The organism is Pseudomonas sp. URMO17WK12:I9, assembly GCF_900230165.1.
GTDB classification, from domain to species: Bacteria; Pseudomonadota; Gammaproteobacteria; order Pseudomonadales; family Pseudomonadaceae; genus Aquipseudomonas; species Aquipseudomonas fulva.
This window is the reverse complement of sequence record NZ_OCMQ01000003.1, coordinates 379,095-396,652: the sequence shown is the minus strand read 5'-3', so window position 1 is coordinate 396,652 and position 17,558 is coordinate 379,095. Positions and strand designations below refer to the sequence as shown.

Genomic DNA, 17,558 nt, shown 5'->3' with positions numbered 1-17,558 from the left:
TTTACCTCGCAGTGCCAACCGGGGATTCCGGCTGCAGCTTCAGGTACAGGTAGAACAGCACCAGGGTGATGACCACCAGCAAGGCGGCTGCCGCGCTGGCCAGGCCCCAATTGAGGAACGACTGCACCTGCTGGATGATGAATTCAGGCAGCATCATGTTCTGCGCCCCGCCCAGTAGCGCCGGGGTGACGTAGTACCCCAGCGACATGACGAACACCATCAATGCCCCGGAGAACAGCCCCGACCGGCACAGCGGCAGAAACACTTTCCAGAAATTGGTCCACGGGCTGGCACCGCATACCGAGCCTGCCTGCAGCACCATCGGGTCGATGGCATGCATGGTTGCCTGCAGCGGCAGCACGATGAACGGGATCATGATGTAGCTCATGCCGATCACCACGCCAGTGAGGTTGTGCACCATCTCAAGTGGGCTATCGATGATGCCCATGGCCATCAGCATTTTGTTGATGACCCCCGAGCTTTGAAGCAGCACCAGCCAGGAGTAAGTGCGTGCGAGCAAGCTGGTCCACATCGACAGCAGTACGATGTTCAGCAGCCACCGGCCCCAGCCCTTGGGCACCAGCGTGATCGCCCAGGCCAGCGGAAAGCCCAGCAGTACGCTGATCAGCGTTACCAGCCCGGCCACCGAAAAGGTGTTGAACAACACCCGGGCATAGGCCGAGTTGGCGAACAGCTGTTCATAGTTGCCAAGGCCAGGCGTGGGCTCGAGCACGCCGCGCAGTAACAGGCCAACCAACGGTGCGAAGAAAAACAGGCCCAGGAACAGCAGGGCTGGCAGCAGGTTGCGGCTGCCCTTCCAGCGCTGGCTCAGGGAGGCGCGCCGTGGCCCGGCCCCTGGAGCACCGGTGCCCGAAGGGGCACCTTGGGCGTTATGCAGGGCATTGATCGCGACTTTCATTTGACCAGCCACTCATTCCAGCGGGCGGCAATGGCCTGGCCGTTCTTGGCCCAGTAGGCAAAGTCCAGGGTAACCTGATCCTGCGCATAGGCAGTCGGCAGGTTCGGGGCCAGGTCCTTGTCCAGCTTGGCGAGGCTGTCGGTATTGACCGGGGCGTAGGCCGTCTTGTTTGCAAACTCGGCCTGGCCTTCGGCGCTGCTGGCATTGGCCAGGAACTTCATGGCCGCATCCTTGTTCTTCGCGCCTTTGGGCACGACCAGGAAATCGGCCATGACCAGGTTCTGTTTCCAGCTCACCCCTACAGGCGCGCCGTCTTGTTGCAGGGCGTAGACGCGGCCGTTCCAGAACTGGCCGAGGGAGGCTTCACCGGAGGCCAGCAGCTGTTGCGACTGCGCACCGCCGCCCCACCAGACGATGTCCTGCTTGATGGTGTCGAGCTTCTTGAAGGCGCGATCCAGGTCCAGCGGGTAGAGCTTGTCCGGTGCTACGCCATCGGCCAGCAGCGCCAGTTCCAGCACACCTGGGCTTGGCCATTTGTAGAGGGCGCGCTTGCCGGGGTAGGTCTTGGTGTCGAACAGCGCGGTCCAGTCGGTTGGCTTGCTGGCACCGAGCTTGCCTTCGTTGTAGCCGAGCACGAAGGAGAAGAAGAACGAACCCACGCCATGATCGGAAACGAAGCGCGGGTCAATCTTGTCGCGCTGGATCTGGGAAAAGTCCAGAGGTTCGAGCAGGCCTTCGCTGGCAGCACGCAGGGCAAAGTCAGCCTCGACGTCGACCACGTCCCACTGCACATTGCCGCTTTCGACCATGGCCTTGAGCTTGCCGTAGTCGGTCGGGCCGTCTTGCACCACCTTGATGCCGGTAGCCTTGCTGAACGGGGCTGCCCACGCTTGTTTCTGAGCATCCTGGGTCGTTCCGCCCCAGCTTACGAAATTCAGGCTCTCAGCCGCCTGAGTGGCCTGGCAGGCCAATGTCAGGAGGCTGGCCGACAGCACTGCGGTTACACGTTTGCTCAACAGCATGATTACGCCCTCGTTGCTTTTTGTTATTCGAGGCAGGGCTTGTGGTGCGCCCGCCAACAGTATTCGGGGAGCAGCGGTAGACAAATTCAAGGTCTACGGAATGTCATATTATGGTATTCCAAACTTTTCGCAAGTAGCAGCAGGCTACCGGCCATCATTTGGTCGATGGCCATGCAGGCTGCGCGATCAGCCAGCCATTGGCTCGAACGGTACGCTCTGCACCACTTCCAGCTCGTAGCCCGCCAAGCCTGCATACTTCAAGGGCGGACCCAAATGACGAAGCTTGCCCACGCCCAAGTCTTGAAGTATTTGCGCACCAGTGCCGACCTCCGAATACACCTTCGACTGCCCGCGCCGGTAGGGGCGCTGGGGTTGGGTCAATTGCGGCACACGTTCGAGCAGCGCCTGGGAGGACTCATGGTTGGCCAGGATCACGACCACGCCTGCGCCTTCCTCAGCCACTTTCTGCAGTGCCGCCCACAACGTCCAGTTGGCCGGGCCCGCCCACTCGGCGCCGACCAGGTCGCGCAGCGGATCGATCACGTGCACCCTCACCAGCGTAGGCGTCTCACGGCGCAGTTGGCCCATGACCATGGCCATGTGCACGCCGCCGTCGATACGGTCCTCATAGGTGACCAGGCGGAAGGTGCCATGCACCGTGGGCAGCTCACGCTCCCCGATGCGCTTGACGGTCTGCTCGGTACTCAGCCGGTAGTGGATGAGGTCGGCAATGGTGCCGATCTTGATGCCGTGGCGGGCCGCGAAGGCTTCAAGCTCGGGCCGACGGGCCATGGTGCCGTCGTCGTTGAGCACCTCGACGATGACCGACGCCGGGCTCAAGCCTGCCAGGCGGGCCAGGTCACAGCCGGCCTCGGTGTGCCCTGCGCGGGTGAGAACACCGCCTTCGCGGGCGCGCAACGGGAAAATATGCCCAGGCTGCACCAGGTCTTCCGGGCGCGCATCGGCGGCCATGGCAGCTGCCACGGTGCGTGCGCGATCGGCGGCGGAGATGCCCGTGGTGACGCCGGTCGCGGCCTCGATCGAGACGGTGAAGGCGGTGCTGAACATGCTGCCATTGGCCGGAACCATCTGTTCCAGGCCCAGGCGCTGGCAGTGCTCATCCGTCAGCGTCAGGCAGATCAGGCCACGGGCTTGCTTGGCCATGAAGTTGATGGCCTGTGCGTCGCAGTATTCGGCGGCGATCAGCAGGTCGCCTTCGTTCTCACGATCTTCGTCGTCCACCAACAAGACCATCTTGCCTTGCCGATAATCCTGGAGAATTTCATCGATGCTGTTGAAAGGCATGTCGAGTGCTCGTGCTGAGAGTTATTGTTTATGGTATACCATCATACACAAAAGCCCCCACGCAGGAGACAAGCGGATGAAGGCCTATTGGATTGCCCATGTGGATGTGACCGACCCGGTTCAATACCAGCAGTACACTCAGCGTGCCCCGGCAGCCTTCCAGGCCTACGGTGGGCGCTTTCTGGCCAGGGGAGGGCGCAGTGAGGCCTTGGAAGGGCGGCCTACGCCCCAACGCAGCGTGGTGATCGAGTTCGACTCCTATGACCAGGCCGTGGCCTGCTATCGATCCGACCTTTACCAGCAAGCCTGCGGCCTGCGCCAAGGTGCGGCGTGCGCCGAGGTGATCATCGTCGAGGGCGTCGCGCCATGACACCACCGGGCGTAGCACGGGTGCCGCAATCCTGGCTATGCTTGGGCAATGACCAACTCTGTACCATTGCGCCAACCTTGCCCGCCCGGTGCGTGCATCTGCGGTCGCGATCAGCTGGCCACCGAGTGCGAGCCTGCTCGGCGCATCCTGCTGCTGACCCGGCAGGAAGAAAAGCGCCTGCTCGAACGCCTGGAGAACCTTCAGGACATCGAGGATCTCTATCGTCTGCAACGTCGGCTATATGACAACCTGGGCATCCGGCTGCATATCGCACCGGGCCATCATGAAGTGCGCACCATGCGCGGGATCGTCATCGAGCTGGACGATCAGCCTGGGTTGTGCCGCAAGACGCGCCAGGCCATACCGGCGGCCATACGCAAGGGGCTCGAACGAAATCCGCAGGTTGCCTTCCGCCTGCTCGACACCCACGACCTGTTGCGCGATACCTGACCGAACCGGCCCCACATCCACATGCCGGCCCGGCATTGCCTGGTCGCCTAATTTTTTCCACACCCTGCACGTCTACTTGAAAGTTCCCCTGCGCCGTGCGCGCAGTGGCAATCCCACTCAAGGAGGCAGGCAACATGAATTCAGTTTTCGACCGTGAAGACATCCAGTTCCAGGTCGTGGTCAACCACGAAGAACAGTATTCGATCTGGCCGGAATACAAGGCGATCCCCGAGGGCTGGCGGGCGGTGGGCAAAGCAGGGCTGAAAAAGGACTGCCTGGCCTACATCGATGAGGTGTGGACCGACATGCGTCCGCTCAGCCTGCGTCAGAAAATGGCTGAAGCTGGCGCACAGTGACGGTGATCAATCTCCTGTGCCTGCCGTATTCGGGGGCCAGTGCGATGGTGTACAGCCGGTGGCGCCGCGCGCTACCGGCGTGGTTGCAGGTTAGGCCAGTGGAATTGCCAGGCCGCGGCGCACGCATGGCCGAGGCGTTGCACACCGACATGCAGGCGCTGGCCCGACAGCTGGCCCAGGAGCAGCGCCTGGCGACCAGTACGCCTTATGCCTTGCTCGGCCACAGCCTGGGCGCGCTGCTGGCCTTCGAACTGGCCCATGAACTGCAGGCCCTTGGTTGCCAGCCACCGCTGGCGCTGTTCGCCTGCGGCACTGCTGCGCCTACCCGCCGGGAAGACTATGACGGCAGGCGCTGGCGCGAGCCGAAGTCCGACACCGAGCTGATCGATGAATTGCGTGAGCTGCAAGGCACGCCAGAGCAGGTGCTTGCCAATGATGAACTGATGAGCCTGACACTGCCGATCCTGCGCGCTGACTTTCTGCTGTGCGGGACCTACGCGTATCGCCAGCGGCCCGCGCTTCGCTGCCCGTTGCACGTACTGGGTGGCGAAGATGATCGGGCCAGCGACGAGCAGCTACGGGCCTGGCAGCACGAAACCCAGGGCTCGTTTTCGCTGCAGGTGTTCCCTGGCGGTCACTTCTTCATCCATGACCACGAGCCAGGCGTGCTGGCGGCATTGACCAGCGCCCTGGAACCGCTGCGCCTGACGGGTTGATTGACGTCTCGCCCAGGGTCAGCGAGGCTAGGGGCTTTGAACCTCCAGGACAGACCATGCTGATCGATCTCTCTGCGCGCCCGTTGGCAGGAGCCTACCCTTGAACGGGCGGATGCTGGCCGCAGGCGTTCTCGCCTTGGCCGTGTTGCAAGGGTGTACGGGGCGCCGAGCGTCCGTACCCCAAGCCGACCCTGCGCAGGTGCACGCCGAGCTGATGCGCTTGTTGCCCGCCAAGGCTGGCGACCGGGCCGGCTGGGCCGCTGATATCCAGAAGGCGTTCCAGGCCCAAGGTATCGAGCCTTCAAAGCGAAACCTGTGCGCGGTACTGGCTGTGACCGAGCAGGAGTCCACCTTCAACGCCGACCCCCAGGTGCCCCAGCTGGGCCGTATCGCGCGCGAGGAAATCAATCGGCGGGCTGCCCGTGTGCATGTGCCCAGAATGCTGGTCGACGGCGCGCTGCAAACCCCGTCTGGCAATGGCAAGACCTACGCACAGCGCTTGCAGGCAGTGCGCACCGAGAAGCAATTGAGCGAACTGTATGATGAGGTGATCGCGCGGGTGCCATTGGGCCGTACCTTGCTGGGGGGGCTCAACCCGGTACATACCGGCGGCCCGATGCAGGTGAGCATCGACTTTGCCGAGAAACACGCGCAAGCCTATCCCTACGCACGCGAGGGTAGCGTGCGCCAGGAAGTGTTCACGCGCCGCGGTGGCCTGTATTTCGGGATTGCGCATCTATTGGGCTATCCCGCCAACTACGAGCGTCAGCTCTATCGGTTCGCTGACTTCAACGCTGGCTGGTACGCCAGCCGTAATGCGGCGTTTCAGGCGGCGCTCAGCCAGGTCACCGGGATAGATCTGGCGCTGGACGGTGACCTGATTGCGCCTGGGTCGATCATGCCCGGCACCACAGAAAGGGCAGCACGTCAGCTTGGTCGGCAGTTGGGCCTGCGCAACCCGCAGATTCGCAGTCAGCTGGAGCAGGGCACCGAACTGGATTTCGAAGAGACTCGGCTGTACCGGGAGGTGTTTGCCCTGGCCGATGCCAGGGCCGGCCGTGCATTGCCGCGGGCCGTGCTGCCGGGCATCGAGCTCAAGAGCCCGAAGATCACCCGCAAGCTGACCACTGCCTGGTTTGCCGAGCGGGTGGATGGGCGCTATGAGCAGTGTATGAGTCGTTGAGTAAGTGCGGGTCTGCTCTTCTTATTCGGCCCTTATGCTCCACACAGGTACTGCGCTACCCCTTCAGCCTTGGCCTAATGCCTCGACGATCAGATCAACGCTGCTCTTCAAGCCTGCCAGCGTGTCGTCGGTATCGCTCTGCACGACAACCAGCTTCGCGCCGCTGTCTTTGATGACCTGCGCCACGGCGGCCTCTGGTTGCCGATGATCCAGGACCAGGGCCACGTCCTGGTTTTTGAGGTTGTCGGCCAAGGCTTTGAGCGCAGCGGCATCCCACTCGGTGGGCAGCGGCTGGTCCACCAGGTCCAGGTTCAATCCGCTGGCCAAGTAACCCAGCCGCTCCGAAAGGCTGACGGTGGTCAGGTTTTCCACCTTGGCCAGACGCGTCTGGCTATCGGCGGCCAGCGCCAACACTTGCTGCTTGAAGCCGGCAAGGTTGGTTTTAATGCGTGCCTTGTCCGCAGGTGACAGCCGCTCCAGATCATTGGCCACGACATCGGCCATGCGGCCCAGGTTGGTGGGGCTGAGCCATGGGTAGCCGGCGTAGGCATCAGCCCCCGTCACGGCGATGCCTGGCAATGCACCATCGACGGGGCGAGCGGCGTCGATTTCCACGATGCGGATATTGCTGCGCCGCGCCACCGGATAAAGCGGATCGTCTCGCCAGATCGAACGCACGCCGATCACAGCGTCAGCCTGCTGGGCCGCCTTGTGCAGGCTGGCTTCGCCACGACCACTGAAATATGACGGCTGGCGGCTGGCGGGCAAATTCGCCGGCGCAGCGCGTTTGAGGTCAACCGAAGTGCCTTCGAGCAAGGTGTTGGCCAGGCTGTGGGTCACCGGCAGGGTGGTCAGCACCTGGGTGGCCGAGGCCAGGGACGGCAGGCTGGTAAGGGCGACGGCCAGACACAGGCGTTTGAGGTTCATGCCGGGTTTCCTTGCAGACGTGGGACGAGCGCGCGGGCCAGGGCGGCCAGGGCGAAGCAGAGGCCAGCGACCAGAATGATCGCGGCGCCGGACGGTACAGGCAGGTCGAAGACAATGGGCAGCAGAATGCCGAACAGGGTGCTCAGGGTAGCGATGAACACCGAGATGAAGAAAAAGCCTTTCAATGACTGGCTGACCAGGCGCGCGGCAGCCGCGGGGATGACCAGTAACGCGCCCACCAGAATCGCACCGATTACTTTGACCGCGGCCACCGTGACCAAGGTCACCAGCACCACGAATAGGTAGTCCAGGGTTTTGACCGCCACCCCGCGTACAGCAGCCAGTTGCGGATTGAAGCTGGCCAGCATGATGCGGTTGTAGAGCGGCAGCGCCAAGGCCAGCACCAGCACGGCGACGATTCCCAATACGACCAGGTCCTGACCGCTGACGGTCAACACCGAACCGAACAGCACGTTTTCCAGAATGTGCACGTTGATCCTGCCGGCCAGCATCAGCAGCAGGCTGGCGCCCAGCGCCAATGACACCGACAGGAACACGCCAATCAGCGTGTCGGGCGACAAGCCGGTGCGATTGCGCAGGAAATTCAGCAGGATGCCGAACAGCAGGCAATAGCCGAACAGGCTGCCGTAGGGCCCAGTATAGGGTTCGCCCAACAGGATGCCGATGGCCACGCCAGTCAGCGCCGCGTGGCCGACCGCTTCGGAGAAGAAGGCAAAGCGCTTGACCACCACCAATGTGCCAAGGCCACCGAGCACCGGCCCGATCATCAACCCTGCCAGCAGCGCATTGACGACGAAGCCGTAGGCCAGCGCTTCGGGCAAGTAGCCTTGAACGGCCCACTGCTGCACCAGTTCACGGAAGGATTCGAAACTCATCAGGCAAGGCTCTCGCTGCGCGGATGGACGGAGAACAGCCCGAGCAGACGCTCAGGGGTGAGAGCCTGGGCAGGCGGTGCATCGAACAGCACGCGGCGGCTCAGGCCGGTTACCCGGTCAGCCAGCCGCAGCACGGCTTCAAGGTCATGCTCGATCCACAAGACAGTGGTGCCGGAGCGACGCCAGCTGGCCAGCAAGTGCTCGAACACACGAATACCCGCTTCGTCCAGTGCCGACATGGGTTCGTCCAGTACTAGTAGTTGCGGTTCGGGAATCAGCCCTTGCGCCAGTAGCACCCGCTGACGCTCACCGCCCGACAGTGCCCCCATGCGCCGCTTGCGCTTGTCGAGCATGCCGACGTGGGTCAGGGCCGCCTCGATGGCCGGCTGGACACGCTTGGACAACCCTAGGAAGGCGGGCTGGCGCTGGCACATGGCAGCCATGAAGTCGTCCACGGTCATGGGCAAGCCGCGGTCGAACTCCAGCGCCTGAGGCACGTAGCCGATCACCTCCCGCTCGCTGGGCCAGTGCATAGCCAATCGGCCCTGATGAGGCATCTGCCCCAGCAGTGTCTTGATCAGCGAGCTCTTGCCGCCCCCATTGGGTCCGACGATGGCATGCACCGAGCCGGCCGCGACGCTGAAACTGACCTGTTCGAGAATGCGCGTACGGCCCAGTTCAAGGTTGACCGCCTCGAACTCGATGCGAGGTCCACAAACCGGCAGCACCTGAGTGGCGGCGGTCATGCGCGGTTCTCCTCGATGGCGCGCACCACTGTGTCGAGGTTGCGCTTCATTTCGACCTCATACTTGTCCTTGGTGTATTCGCCGTAGGAAATATGCGTCAACGGGTACAAGCGCACGCCGGATTCACGCTGGATCGTTTCCACATAGGCCGAGGGGAAGTCCATTTCCGAGAAGATGACGCGCACATCCAGCGCTTTGAGTTGGTCGATGGTTTTCTTCAGCTGAGCGGGACTGGGCTCGATGCCGTGGGCAGGCTCCACCACGGCGGTGACTTCCAGGCCAAAATCACGCACCAGATAATCGTAGGCAGCGTGGATCGTGGCCACCCGGAAGGTGGCACCAGGCGCTTGGCTCACCTTGGCCAAGGCCTCTGCACGCAGGGCACGCAGACGCTTGGCATAGGCCCGCGCATTTTGCGTGTAGAGTTTCGCGTTTTCCGGGTCCAGCTTGCCCAGCTCCCGGGCAATGTTATTGACCTGCGCAATGGTGGTGCTGATGGACAGGAATGTATGCGGATTGACGACCTTACCAGCGCCGCGTGCGGCAATGCCGGTTGCCGCGAGCAGAGGCACGTTCTGGTTCGATTCGATGGTGGCGATGTTCGGTTTTTCGCTGGCCGCGATCATGCGGTCGGCGAAGTCGTCATGACCGACGCCGTTGAGCACGACCACATCGAGCGTGCCGATGCGCTTGATGTCCTCGGCGCGAGGCTCGTAGGCATGCGGGTTGAAGCCAGCCGGAATCAACGGCACCACCTCGGCTTTGTCGCCAACGATGTTGCTCACATAGCTGTAGTAAGGGTGCAGGGTGATGCCGATACGCAGCGGTTTGCCGGCGTCGGCCAGGGCAAAGGCGGGTAGGGCGCAGGCCAGGAGCAGGGCGAGGGCGGAGCGAAGCATGGAACATTCCTTTGGAGTCAGTGACGGTGTTCGCGGGTGACACCGGCGTCGTAGTGGCTGACGACCTGGCGCCAGCCGGCGACGATCAGGCTTGCCGGGGCAAGGTCATCGACCGATGAGCTGGGGCTGTCTCTAAGGAGCCAGACCTCGGCCTCGGCGCCAGCTTCGGCGGGCAGGATCATCAGCAGGTCGCCGGCGATTTCCGGCGCCTGGCTGCGGCCCAGGTAGGCGCCGTCGGCCAGCAACGACCAGTGGTGATCGCCACGGCCCTGGCTACCGGCATCAACGACGAAAGGCGGCAGACCCTCGGCCGCCAGTGTTTGCACGTCGGGCACGGCGCCCTCTTCCTCGCGAAGGTACTGGATTTCGTCGAAGGCCACCCGCAGGTCGGTGTAGAGGCCTTGCTCAGCCGGCGTCAGGTCCCGCCGAGCGTCAATTTGATGGCTGGCGATCGGCTGATCGTCCACACGCTCCCCACGCACCAGCACGACGCTGGCTGCCAGGGCTACGATAAATGCACTGACCATCAGCACATACAACGTTTCATGCCCGGCGCCGGCCGGGCGAATCACCTGAACCCGGCTCATGGTTGCGAAATGTCGGCGTAGTCGACTTCGACCACATGGCCAGGGCCTGCGTCGAACAACACGTAGAATTCACCATCCGGGCGCTTGAAGGTGAGGGTGGAGTCATCCCCGAGCTTGCCGCCGACCAGCACCTGTTCGTCGTAGCCGATCACGTCCAGGGTTACACCAGGTGCACCGCTACCGTCAGAAAAGCCGCCAGTGCATTTGATCTGACTGCCTGGCACTTCCTCACATTCACACATGGGGTTGTGTGCCATGGCAGCCGTCGCGGTCAACAGCAGTGAAGGGAGCATGAGCCTACGCATGAGGTGTTTCATTTGTTGCCTCCTTGTTTCTTGAGCCAGGCCACGGTGGCTGGCGATGCCTGGGCCAAGGGCACCGAGGCTTGATGCATGCTGCCGTCCCAGCCTTCAAGGGTGATCCACACTTGGGCATCTGGCCGAGTACGCGGCGCAATCGGAAGGGAGGTACCCATGTGGTAGGGGGCCCCGAAGAAAATGGTGCCGGCGGCGCGCAGGCTGCGCGGCTTGCCGATGCGCAGGTAGGTGGCTTTCACCTCTTGGGCGCAGCCTTTGCAGAGCGAGGCATTGAACACCTTGAAGTAGCCGGCCGGACCATCGGCCTGGGGCACTTCGTCACGCATTTCAGCCAGGTCCAGGCTGTAGGGCCCTACTTTGATATCACGTATCACGTTCGCGCCCAGCCCGGCTTCGCCGCGAAACAGCTTGGCGTCGGCAAAGTACTGGGGCATGAAGCCCAGCGGGATCAGGACCAGCAGAATGTTCAGGTGAAACCGCCACTTCAACCAGATCTGCTTCAATGGCCGTTGCTCAAGGGTGTGTGCCTGGCTCATGGTTGGGTCTCCAGGGTAGGCTCGCGCTGTGCGACGCGCGGGGCGCGCTCGCTGCGCTTGAGGGCGGCGGCGGTAGCCTGGGCGGTGCGCTTGGTCCAGATGAGCAGGCCGCTGAACACCATCAAGGTCAATACCAGGCCGAAGAAGAACCACACCAGTTTGATCGGCAGCCCGCCGAAGTCGCCGGTGTGCAGCGGACGCATGGATTCGGTGACGAACTCCAGGGGCGTGCGGTCGCTGATGCGGAACTGGCTGTCGACCTGGCGGGTGTAGGGGTTGACCGAGGCATTCTGGAACATCAACGGGTACCACCCCGGCCCCGAAAGGCTGATATGGCTGTACGCCGTGGCGGGCAATATCACGAAGCTGACCTCAAGGCCCGGTACCGCTTGCCCGGCAATGCGCACGGCTTCGTCCAGGTCGATACGTGGTGCCGGGGTGCCGTCGGTGGTCTGCGGCACGTCCTCGCGTGCAATCACCGGCACGATGGGGCGTGTGGAAATCGTGACGTGGTTATCGCCCAGAATGGCCTGGATCAGGAACCAGGTACCGGTAATGGAAATGACGGCGATGAACCAGATGGACCAGACGCCGGCCAGGCGATGCACGTCCCCCCAGAAAATCCGCGAGCCGTGACCGGTGCGCACCGGCTTGAAGAACCCCCTCCAGAATTTCTTGTACACCACCAGCCCTGTGACCAGGGACGCCAGCATGGGCAGGCCCAGTAGTGAAACAAGGTACCAGCCCCAGCTGTAACCGTTGGTGAATGGCACCAGCCACCACCCATGCAAGGCGCGGGTGAAGGCTTCGAAGTCGAAGTCGGGCGTCTTGCCCTGGATGGCCCCGGTGTAGGGGTTTACATACAGCGTGGGGCTGGTGCCGTCGGGCAGGGTAACGTTGGCAATGACCGCGAAGTGCGAGCCGTCGGGCTGGCGAAGCATGTCCACGATCATCTCGGGCTCGGCCTTGTGCAGCGCATCGAGCACTTGCTGGAAACTCAGGCGGTCCACGTCGGCATCGGGCTTGTTGGCGCGGACCGCAGGGTCGGCCAGCCATACGATTTCCTGGCTGACCACCGCGAGCATGCCGGTGAAACACACGATCAGGACAAAGAACCAGATCGGCAGCGCGAGCCAGCTGTGGACCAGGAACCAGAGCCTGGACTTGGATTTTTTCGGAGTTTTGGCCATCAGACGATCTTCACAATAAGGGGTCGAGCTTAAGCCCAACCCTGGAGAGCTGTATTGATAAGGACGAATGAGAATCGAAATTCCGTCGATTTAAATGCAAGGAAATGTTTCAGGCTGAGGAACCGGCCCCCTGCACCTGAAACGGGGGGCCGGTGGCGAAGCGTCTGTCAGGCGCGGGAAAGGACCGCTTCTGGCAGTGGCAGGGTGCGCAACGATGGCAGGTCGTGATAGAGCGCACGGCCAATCTCGGCGGCCCGCGAGGGCAGAACCGACAGCAGCGTGTCGCTCAGACCATGGCTGTTCTCGCAGAAGCCTTGCAGGTACACCGACGCCTTGAGGTCGGGGCTGGTCAGTACGCGGTAGTTGCGATCGACGTTGAAGTCCTCCAGATAGCCAGCCAGGGGGGCCAGCAAGTCGCGGTGCGAACGGCGCTCGTAGCCGGTGGCCAGGATGACGGCATCGTAGCGGTGGGTCTGTTGCTGGCCGGTGGCCAGGTCGCTGAGGGTCAACTCGATGCCTTCTGAGGTGCCCACCACCGCTTCTACCTGGCGCCGGCACAGCACGTTGTGGCGGAACTGATGGGCCACTTTTTGCCGATAGAGAATGGCGTAGATGCGCTCGATCAGGTTCAGGTCGACCACCGAGTAATTGGTGTTGTGGTATTCATCGAGCAACTTGCTGCGTTGATCGGCCGGTTCGTTGTAGACCAGGTCGGTGTAGTCGGGTGCGAAAATCTCGTTGACGAACGGGCTGTCGTCGGCCGGCTTGAGCGCCGAGGCGCGCAGGATCATGTCCACCTTCACCGACGGGTAGCTGTCGTTGAGATCGATGAACGCCTCGGCTGCGCTCTGGCCTGAGCCGATGACCGCGATGCGCATTGGTTTTCCGGCATTGCAGGGCAGCTGGCTGACGCTGCTGAGGTAGCGGGAATGGTGGAACACGCGCGGGTCGTTCTTGAAGGCCGCGAACGTTTCCGGAATCTTCGGTGTTCCGCCGCTGCCCACCACGACCGAACGGGCCCTGCGGGTGTATTCCCGGCCTTCGGCATCACGGGACACCAGGCGCAGGTGCTCGACGCGGCCTTGGGTGGTTTCAGGTTCGATACGCAGCACTTCTTCACCGTATACCGCCTGGGTCGCGAAATGTTCGGCAGCCCAGCGCAGGTAGTCGTTGTATTCCAGTCGGCAGGGATAGAAGGTGCCCAGGTTGATGAAGTCGGCCAGGCGCTGTTTCTGGTGCAGGTAGTTGACGAAGCTGTAGGGGCTGGTGGGGTTGCGCAGGGACACCAGGTCCTTGAGGAAGGAGATCTGCAACTCGCTCTGGGTGGCGAGGGTTTCACCGTGCCAGCGATAGTCCTGCTGCTTCTCGATAAATAGCGCGTCAAGGGCGCGCCCCTGGCTTTCGGCCAGCTCTTCGAGGGCGATTGCCAGCGCAAGGTTGGACGGGCCGAAGCCTACGCCGATCAGATCTTTGATGGTTTCCTGCTGTGTGGCTTGGGTCATGGCCGCGATTCCATAAGGTCGATGTGGACGCTCACCGGTGATCCGGCTACCGCGCTGGTACATCTTCTGGAACGAGCCAACCGACAGGGAATTTAGCAGGGCTCAAGACAAGCCCATTTGTGCCGATAAATGGGGCACGGACCGGTTTTGGAGCAAGGAATCATCATGGTCGCAATCAACTCGAGCAATCTGTTGATCAACGGCGTCTCAGCCCAGACGCTGAGCGTTGACGCTGCCGCCGAGCGTGAACGGCGTGTGCAGGCGGGCGAAGCGCCCGGCCCGTTGAGCATCACCAGTGACAGCCTCAACGCCACGGCTACGGGCCAGGCACAATCTGCCCAGAGCGACGACAGCGACGAGCCAGAGGCCGTCAAGCAGCTGCGCGAGTTGATCAAGACGTTGCAGAAACAGCTGGCAGAGGAGCAGAAACAACTTTCAGCGCTGATGAACAGCGACATGGAAGAGACCGCGAAGATGGCTGCCATCAGCACCAAGCAAAGCAGCATTGCCACGCTCAGCAGCCAGATCATCGCGGCCTCGGCACAGTTGCTTGAACTGTTGCAGCAAAGCGGTGGTGGCAGTGCCGGTGGCCTGGTCAGCACCCGTGCCTAGCCGGCGCTGACCAAGCCGAGAGGGTCAATCGGCGGCCAACCGCGCTTTGTTGTGACGATCGGCCTTGTACTGCATGGCCACCGCTGGGGCTGGCTTGGCCGCGCCCGTCTCAAGCCACTGGCGCATACGGCTGGCATCGGCGAAGTGGGTGTACTTGCCGAATGCATCGAGAATGACCATGGCGACCGGACGGTTGTCCATGCGTGTCAACAGTACCAAGCAGTGTCCAGCCTCGTTGGTGAAGCCGGTCTTGGTCAGCTTGATGTCCCAGTTGCTCTTGTTCACCAGGTGATCAGTGTTGCGAAACCCGAGTGTGTAATTGGGTTTGCTGAACGCTACGGTTTTCTCACGGGTGGTCGACAACGTACTCAACAGAGGGTACTTGCGCGACGCCATCAACAGCTTGGTCAGGTCGCGGGCAGTGGAGACGTTCTGAGTCGAAAGACCGGTGGGTTCGATGTAGCGGGTATGGCTCATGCCCAGGCTGCGGGCCTTGGCGTTCATCGCCTTGATGAAAGCCGGGTAACCGCCAGGGTAGTGGTTGGCCAGGGTGGTTGCGGCGCGGTTTTCCGAGGACATCAGGGTGATCAGCAACGTCTCGCGTCGGTTCAACTGGCTGCCGAGCCGAACCCTGGAGTAGACGCCTTTCATGTCCGGGTTGTTGGCAATGGTCATGGTCAGCATTTCGTCCATGGGCAGCTTGGCATCGAGCACGACCATGGCCGTCATCAGTTTGGTCACCGACGCAATGGGCAGCACGCGGTCAGGGTGACTGGCGTACAGCTCCTTGTTGGTGTTGAGGTCGATCAACAAGGCGCTGCCGGAGGCCAAGTGCAGCTTGGCGGGGTCACGTTGCAACTGGGCAGCGGGCTGTGCAGCGACAGCGCCGGTAATAGGGGTCAGGGTACCTGTGAGCAACAACACAAGGCTGAGGGTGGACAGGATCGTTTTCACGTTGAGGCTCACTAAAGAGGGCTATGTCGTTGGCATTGCGAGGGTTTTCCCCAAGCCGGCGCATTCTGGAGTATGGCTCAAGCCGTGTCGATTGCCTTATCACCAATGGGCGCAAGGTGAAGGAAATTTAATCCTGCGGGTACGGCTTCAGCGCGTTGAGTAGGCCAACTCCCCATCCTTTGGTCGTCCCCTCTCACTGAACCGCTTGGGCTGATTTACTGATTCGAGGTGAACTCCGTGGGACTCGGCCCTGTCACCTTTGAACATACGGAGGATCCAGGCATGGTTGTGAAATTGAGAACGTATCGCGGAGATGACATCCCGGAGTGGTACCAGCGTGACGATCTCGATGAACTCTACGAGGTCGAGGACCAGGAGGGGAGTGTGCAATTGCTCGAAGATGATGAAGATGCAGTGAAGCTCGTCGTAGACCTTACCTATGAAGATGAAACGGCCCCCAAGCCAGAGTGATGGGAAGCAAATGAAGCCTCGCAGCGGGCCCAGCCCCCACGGGCCTGCTGGCACTTTCGGATCGTAAAATACCTATGCCCTGCGCCAGGCACGCGAGGCGATGCGCGTGAGTCGCAGCTCGGTGATGGTCAACCCGACCAATATCAAGCCTGCGCCGGCCAGACGCTCTGCAGGCAAACGATCACCGGCAAGGAAGTAGCCGAACAGGCCGCCGAAAATTGGCTCGCATATGAGTATCAATGCAACCTTTTCCGGGGGCAACACCGCTTGGGCACGGTTCTGGATGGCGTAAGCCAAGGCTGTTGCCAGCAGCGCCAATACCAGGAGGGTGGTGGTGACAGGTAGCGTGGTGGGTACGAAGAACTCGTTGTTCGACCAACTCCATATCAGCGAAAGCACGCCGACGACGCTTAATTGAATCGAAGCCGATGCCAAAGCGAGCGCAGGCGTGGTGAACGTCGATACCATCACGATATGCAACGCGAAGCACACGGCACACCCCAGCACCAGCAAATCGCCGTAGTGCAGGGTAAATCCATCCAGGCTCAGCAGGCCGAGCCCGACTACCGCGATACCGGTTCCGACCCCTTGCTTCAGGCTGGGGCGACCCTTGCCCATGAGGTAGATCAGCACCGGCGTGAACACAGTACACAGGCCCGTGATGAAACCGGCATTGGAGGGCGTCGTCAGGGCAGTACCGGAGGTCTGCAGCGAAAAAGCCAAAAACAGCACGATCCCGGCCAAGCCAGCACTCAACCAAGTGCGTGGGCCCATCAGTCGAAACGAGCGAATCGAGAAGGGGAGCAACGCCAATGCGGCCAGGCTGAACATCCACGCATTCAAGGTGGAGGCAGCCATGATGCTCAGCGTGTCGTGCTTGGCCACGAAGCTCCAGCCCCATACCGCGGTGACAGCCAGAAGCGAAATCGACCAGAGGGTGTTTTTAGACATGACGAATCCTTGGGCAGGCATTTATACCGAATGCCTTGCCGAGAAATGTCTGTCAGCGGTACCTAAGAACGCAAAGATGAAGCGTTGCCTGCCCACTGGCAATTACCAGGTTGGTAGCGCCCTGCGGCCTAGTTGTCGGATGAATGGTCCGTACCGGTGCACCCCACCAGCAGCATGATCATCGCCTCGATCGACCACGGCTTGGCAATGAATGCAGCGGTGGGTGGTAATGGCACGTCGAGCCTACTGTGCCCGCCACTGGTCACGATCACAGGCAAGCGTGGCCATTTTTCGTAAGCCGTCCAGGCCAGATCCCAGCCATCGGAAAGCCCCGGTGTGCGCACGTCGGTCACCACCGCCGCCCAGGGCTGCTTATCGAGTTGGCGAATACCCTCTTCGGCGGTATCCACAGAGACGACCGTCGCGCCTGTATCTTCTATGATCATGGCCAAGAATTCCCGCAGGGCAGGCTCGTCCTCGACCACTAAGATCCGTTTTCCCTTCATGAGCGCAGACCATCGTTTCCATCATGTGCTTCCGAGGGCGTGGTCAGCACCGCGTTGCTTCGAATAGATAAGCGGTGCAATTTGTACAGCTATTGGCATGAAACTCGACGGCTGTACAACAGTGGCATGCATGCCATCACCGG

22 protein-coding genes are annotated in these 17,558 nt (G+C 61.8%); 7 read left to right on the top strand and 15 right to left on the bottom strand.

All coding sequences use genetic code 11. The features are described from left to right. Position 1 precedes the first annotated feature (1 nt). The 3 genes from CRP40_RS09540 to ribBA all read right to left on the bottom strand — a co-directional run bounded on the left by CRP40_RS09540 (position 2) and on the right by ribBA (position 3,246). Entirely contained in the window at positions 2-919 is a 918-nt protein-coding gene (locus CRP40_RS09540; RefSeq protein WP_027914685.1) for an ABC transporter permease, read from the bottom strand. Next, positions 916-1,941 carry an ABC transporter substrate-binding protein gene (locus tag CRP40_RS09535; protein ID WP_027914686.1) on the bottom strand — a complete coding sequence of 342 codons (1,026 nt, stop codon included), beginning with the start codon at positions 1,939-1,941 and terminating at the stop codon, positions 916-918. Before CRP40_RS09535 ends, CRP40_RS09540 begins: the two co-directional genes overlap by 4 nt. A gap of 186 nt (positions 1,942-2,127) precedes the next feature. Further along, the gene (gene ribBA / locus CRP40_RS09530) at positions 2,128-3,246 is read right to left on the bottom strand and encodes a bifunctional 3,4-dihydroxy-2-butanone-4-phosphate synthase/GTP cyclohydrolase II (protein WP_027914687.1); all 1,119 of its coding nucleotides are present in this window, start codon (positions 3,244-3,246) and stop codon (positions 2,128-2,130) included. A 76-nt stretch (positions 3,247-3,322) separates the two neighbouring features. On the opposite strand from ribBA, the gene CRP40_RS09525 reads away from it, so the two are divergent. From CRP40_RS09525 to CRP40_RS09505, 5 genes are all read left to right on the top strand, one after another. Then, the gene (locus CRP40_RS09525) at positions 3,323-3,616 is read left to right on the top strand and encodes a DUF1330 domain-containing protein (protein ID WP_027914688.1); all 294 of its coding nucleotides are present in this window, start codon (positions 3,323-3,325) and stop codon (positions 3,614-3,616) included. 48 nt (positions 3,617-3,664) lie between these two features. After that, entirely contained in the window at positions 3,665-4,066 is a 402-nt protein-coding gene (locus CRP40_RS09520; RefSeq protein WP_027914689.1) for a hypothetical protein, read from the top strand. Between the two features lie 134 nt (positions 4,067-4,200). Further along, positions 4,201-4,422: an MbtH family protein gene (locus CRP40_RS09515; protein ID WP_027914690.1), complete on the top strand. Its 222-nt coding sequence runs from the start codon at positions 4,201-4,203 to the stop codon at positions 4,420-4,422. Continuing rightward, positions 4,419-5,138, top strand: a complete 720-nt coding sequence (locus tag CRP40_RS09510; protein WP_027914691.1) for an alpha/beta fold hydrolase — start codon at positions 4,419-4,421, stop codon at positions 5,136-5,138. Before CRP40_RS09515 ends, CRP40_RS09510 begins: the two co-directional genes overlap by 4 nt. Before the next feature lie 112 nt (positions 5,139-5,250). Further along, positions 5,251-6,321, top strand: coding sequence for a DUF1615 domain-containing protein (locus CRP40_RS09505; RefSeq protein WP_033695035.1), 1,071 nt, complete (start codon positions 5,251-5,253; stop codon positions 6,319-6,321). A gap of 63 nt (positions 6,322-6,384) precedes the next feature. Here CRP40_RS09505 and CRP40_RS09500 read toward each other — a convergent pair whose 3' ends face one another. From CRP40_RS09500 to CRP40_RS09460, 9 genes are all read right to left on the bottom strand, one after another. Further along, positions 6,385-7,248, bottom strand: a complete 864-nt coding sequence (locus CRP40_RS09500) for a zinc ABC transporter substrate-binding protein (RefSeq protein WP_027914693.1) — start codon at positions 7,246-7,248, stop codon at positions 6,385-6,387. Further along, positions 7,245-8,144: a metal ABC transporter permease gene (locus tag CRP40_RS09495; protein WP_027914694.1), complete on the bottom strand. Its 900-nt coding sequence runs from the start codon at positions 8,142-8,144 to the stop codon at positions 7,245-7,247. Before CRP40_RS09495 ends, CRP40_RS09500 begins: the two co-directional genes overlap by 4 nt. Beyond that, positions 8,144-8,890 (bottom strand): metal ABC transporter ATP-binding protein, encoded by a 747-nt coding sequence (locus tag CRP40_RS09490; protein WP_027914695.1) that lies wholly within the window; start codon positions 8,888-8,890, stop codon positions 8,144-8,146. The genes CRP40_RS09495 and CRP40_RS09490 overlap by 1 nt, the downstream gene beginning before the upstream one ends. After that, the gene (locus tag CRP40_RS09485; RefSeq protein ID WP_027914696.1) at positions 8,887-9,789 is read right to left on the bottom strand and encodes a metal ABC transporter substrate-binding protein; all 903 of its coding nucleotides are present in this window, start codon (positions 9,787-9,789) and stop codon (positions 8,887-8,889) included. The genes CRP40_RS09490 and CRP40_RS09485 overlap by 4 nt, the downstream gene beginning before the upstream one ends. A gap of 17 nt (positions 9,790-9,806) precedes the next feature. Then, a complete protein-coding gene (locus CRP40_RS09480; RefSeq protein WP_027914697.1) occupies positions 9,807-10,376 on the bottom strand; it encodes a DUF6162 family protein in 570 nt (189 codons plus the stop codon). Beyond that, positions 10,373-10,693, bottom strand: a complete 321-nt coding sequence (locus tag CRP40_RS09475) for a hypothetical protein (RefSeq protein ID WP_027914698.1) — start codon at positions 10,691-10,693, stop codon at positions 10,373-10,375. The genes CRP40_RS09480 and CRP40_RS09475 overlap by 4 nt, the downstream gene beginning before the upstream one ends. Continuing rightward, positions 10,690-11,229 carry a hypothetical protein gene (locus tag CRP40_RS09470; protein WP_027914699.1) on the bottom strand — a complete coding sequence of 180 codons (540 nt, stop codon included), beginning with the start codon at positions 11,227-11,229 and terminating at the stop codon, positions 10,690-10,692. The genes CRP40_RS09475 and CRP40_RS09470 overlap by 4 nt, the downstream gene beginning before the upstream one ends. Then, the gene (locus CRP40_RS09465) at positions 11,226-12,419 is read right to left on the bottom strand and encodes a PepSY domain-containing protein (RefSeq protein WP_027914700.1); all 1,194 of its coding nucleotides are present in this window, start codon (positions 12,417-12,419) and stop codon (positions 11,226-11,228) included. The genes CRP40_RS09470 and CRP40_RS09465 overlap by 4 nt, the downstream gene beginning before the upstream one ends. Positions 12,420-12,586: 167 nt before the next feature. After that, complete coding sequence (locus tag CRP40_RS09460; protein ID WP_027914701.1) at positions 12,587-13,921, bottom strand: SidA/IucD/PvdA family monooxygenase; 1,335 nt, start codon at positions 13,919-13,921, stop codon at positions 12,587-12,589. Positions 13,922-14,086: 165 nt separating this feature from the next. Between CRP40_RS09460 and CRP40_RS09455 the strand changes: the two genes are divergently transcribed. After that, the gene (locus tag CRP40_RS09455; RefSeq protein WP_027914702.1) at positions 14,087-14,533 is read left to right on the top strand and encodes a hypothetical protein; all 447 of its coding nucleotides are present in this window, start codon (positions 14,087-14,089) and stop codon (positions 14,531-14,533) included. A 24-nt stretch (positions 14,534-14,557) separates the two neighbouring features. On the opposite strand, the gene pbpG is transcribed toward CRP40_RS09455, so the two are convergent. Then, positions 14,558-15,487 carry a D-alanyl-D-alanine endopeptidase gene (pbpG, locus tag CRP40_RS09450; RefSeq protein WP_027914703.1) on the bottom strand — a complete coding sequence of 310 codons (930 nt, stop codon included), beginning with the start codon at positions 15,485-15,487 and terminating at the stop codon, positions 14,558-14,560. 288 nt (positions 15,488-15,775) lie between these two features. Between pbpG and CRP40_RS09445 the strand changes: the two genes are divergently transcribed. Beyond that, positions 15,776-15,958 (top strand): hypothetical protein, encoded by a 183-nt coding sequence (locus CRP40_RS09445; protein WP_134325423.1) that lies wholly within the window; start codon positions 15,776-15,778, stop codon positions 15,956-15,958. 72 nt (positions 15,959-16,030) lie between these two features. On the opposite strand, the gene CRP40_RS09440 is transcribed toward CRP40_RS09445, so the two are convergent. Together CRP40_RS09440 and CRP40_RS09435 are read right to left on the bottom strand one after the other, a co-directional pair. Further along, on the bottom strand, positions 16,031-16,909 hold the full coding sequence (locus CRP40_RS09440; protein WP_027914705.1) for a DMT family transporter: 879 nt from the start codon (positions 16,907-16,909) through the stop codon (positions 16,031-16,033). A gap of 128 nt (positions 16,910-17,037) precedes the next feature. Continuing rightward, positions 17,038-17,415 carry a response regulator gene (locus CRP40_RS09435; protein WP_027914706.1) on the bottom strand — a complete coding sequence of 126 codons (378 nt, stop codon included), beginning with the start codon at positions 17,413-17,415 and terminating at the stop codon, positions 17,038-17,040. Positions 17,416-17,558: the final 143 nt, after the last annotated feature.

Coding starts and splice junctions, on each gene's coding strand:
- CRP40_RS09540 (WP_027914685.1), bottom strand. CDS start 919: ATGAAAGTCGCGATCAATGCCCTGCATAACGCCCAAGGTGCCCCTTCG.
- CRP40_RS09535 (WP_027914686.1), bottom strand. CDS start 1,941: ATGCTGTTGAGCAAACGTGTAACCGCAGTGCTGTCGGCCAGCCTCCTG.
- ribBA (WP_027914687.1), bottom strand. CDS start 3,246: ATGCCTTTCAACAGCATCGATGAAATTCTCCAGGATTATCGGCAAGGC.
- CRP40_RS09525 (WP_027914688.1), top strand. CDS start 3,323: ATGAAGGCCTATTGGATTGCCCATGTGGATGTGACCGACCCGGTTCAA.
- CRP40_RS09520 (WP_027914689.1), top strand. CDS start 3,665: ATGACCAACTCTGTACCATTGCGCCAACCTTGCCCGCCCGGTGCGTGC.
- CRP40_RS09515 (WP_027914690.1), top strand. CDS start 4,201: ATGAATTCAGTTTTCGACCGTGAAGACATCCAGTTCCAGGTCGTGGTC.
- CRP40_RS09505 (WP_033695035.1), top strand. CDS start 5,251: ATGCTGGCCGCAGGCGTTCTCGCCTTGGCCGTGTTGCAAGGGTGTACG.
- CRP40_RS09500 (WP_027914693.1), bottom strand. CDS start 7,248: ATGAACCTCAAACGCCTGTGTCTGGCCGTCGCCCTTACCAGCCTGCCG.
- CRP40_RS09495 (WP_027914694.1), bottom strand. CDS start 8,144: ATGAGTTTCGAATCCTTCCGTGAACTGGTGCAGCAGTGGGCCGTTCAA.
- CRP40_RS09490 (WP_027914695.1), bottom strand. CDS start 8,890: ATGACCGCCGCCACTCAGGTGCTGCCGGTTTGTGGACCTCGCATCGAG.
- CRP40_RS09485 (WP_027914696.1), bottom strand. CDS start 9,789: ATGCTTCGCTCCGCCCTCGCCCTGCTCCTGGCCTGCGCCCTACCCGCC.
- CRP40_RS09480 (WP_027914697.1), bottom strand. CDS start 10,376: ATGAGCCGGGTTCAGGTGATTCGCCCGGCCGGCGCCGGGCATGAAACG.
- CRP40_RS09475 (WP_027914698.1), bottom strand. CDS start 10,693: ATGAAACACCTCATGCGTAGGCTCATGCTCCCTTCACTGCTGTTGACC.
- CRP40_RS09470 (WP_027914699.1), bottom strand. CDS start 11,229: ATGAGCCAGGCACACACCCTTGAGCAACGGCCATTGAAGCAGATCTGG.
- CRP40_RS09465 (WP_027914700.1), bottom strand. CDS start 12,419: ATGGCCAAAACTCCGAAAAAATCCAAGTCCAGGCTCTGGTTCCTGGTC.
- CRP40_RS09460 (WP_027914701.1), bottom strand. CDS start 13,921: ATGACCCAAGCCACACAGCAGGAAACCATCAAAGATCTGATCGGCGTA.
- CRP40_RS09455 (WP_027914702.1), top strand. CDS start 14,087: ATGGTCGCAATCAACTCGAGCAATCTGTTGATCAACGGCGTCTCAGCC.
- CRP40_RS09440 (WP_027914705.1), bottom strand. CDS start 16,909: ATGTCTAAAAACACCCTCTGGTCGATTTCGCTTCTGGCTGTCACCGCG.
- CRP40_RS09435 (WP_027914706.1), bottom strand. CDS start 17,415: ATGAAGGGAAAACGGATCTTAGTGGTCGAGGACGAGCCTGCCCTGCGG.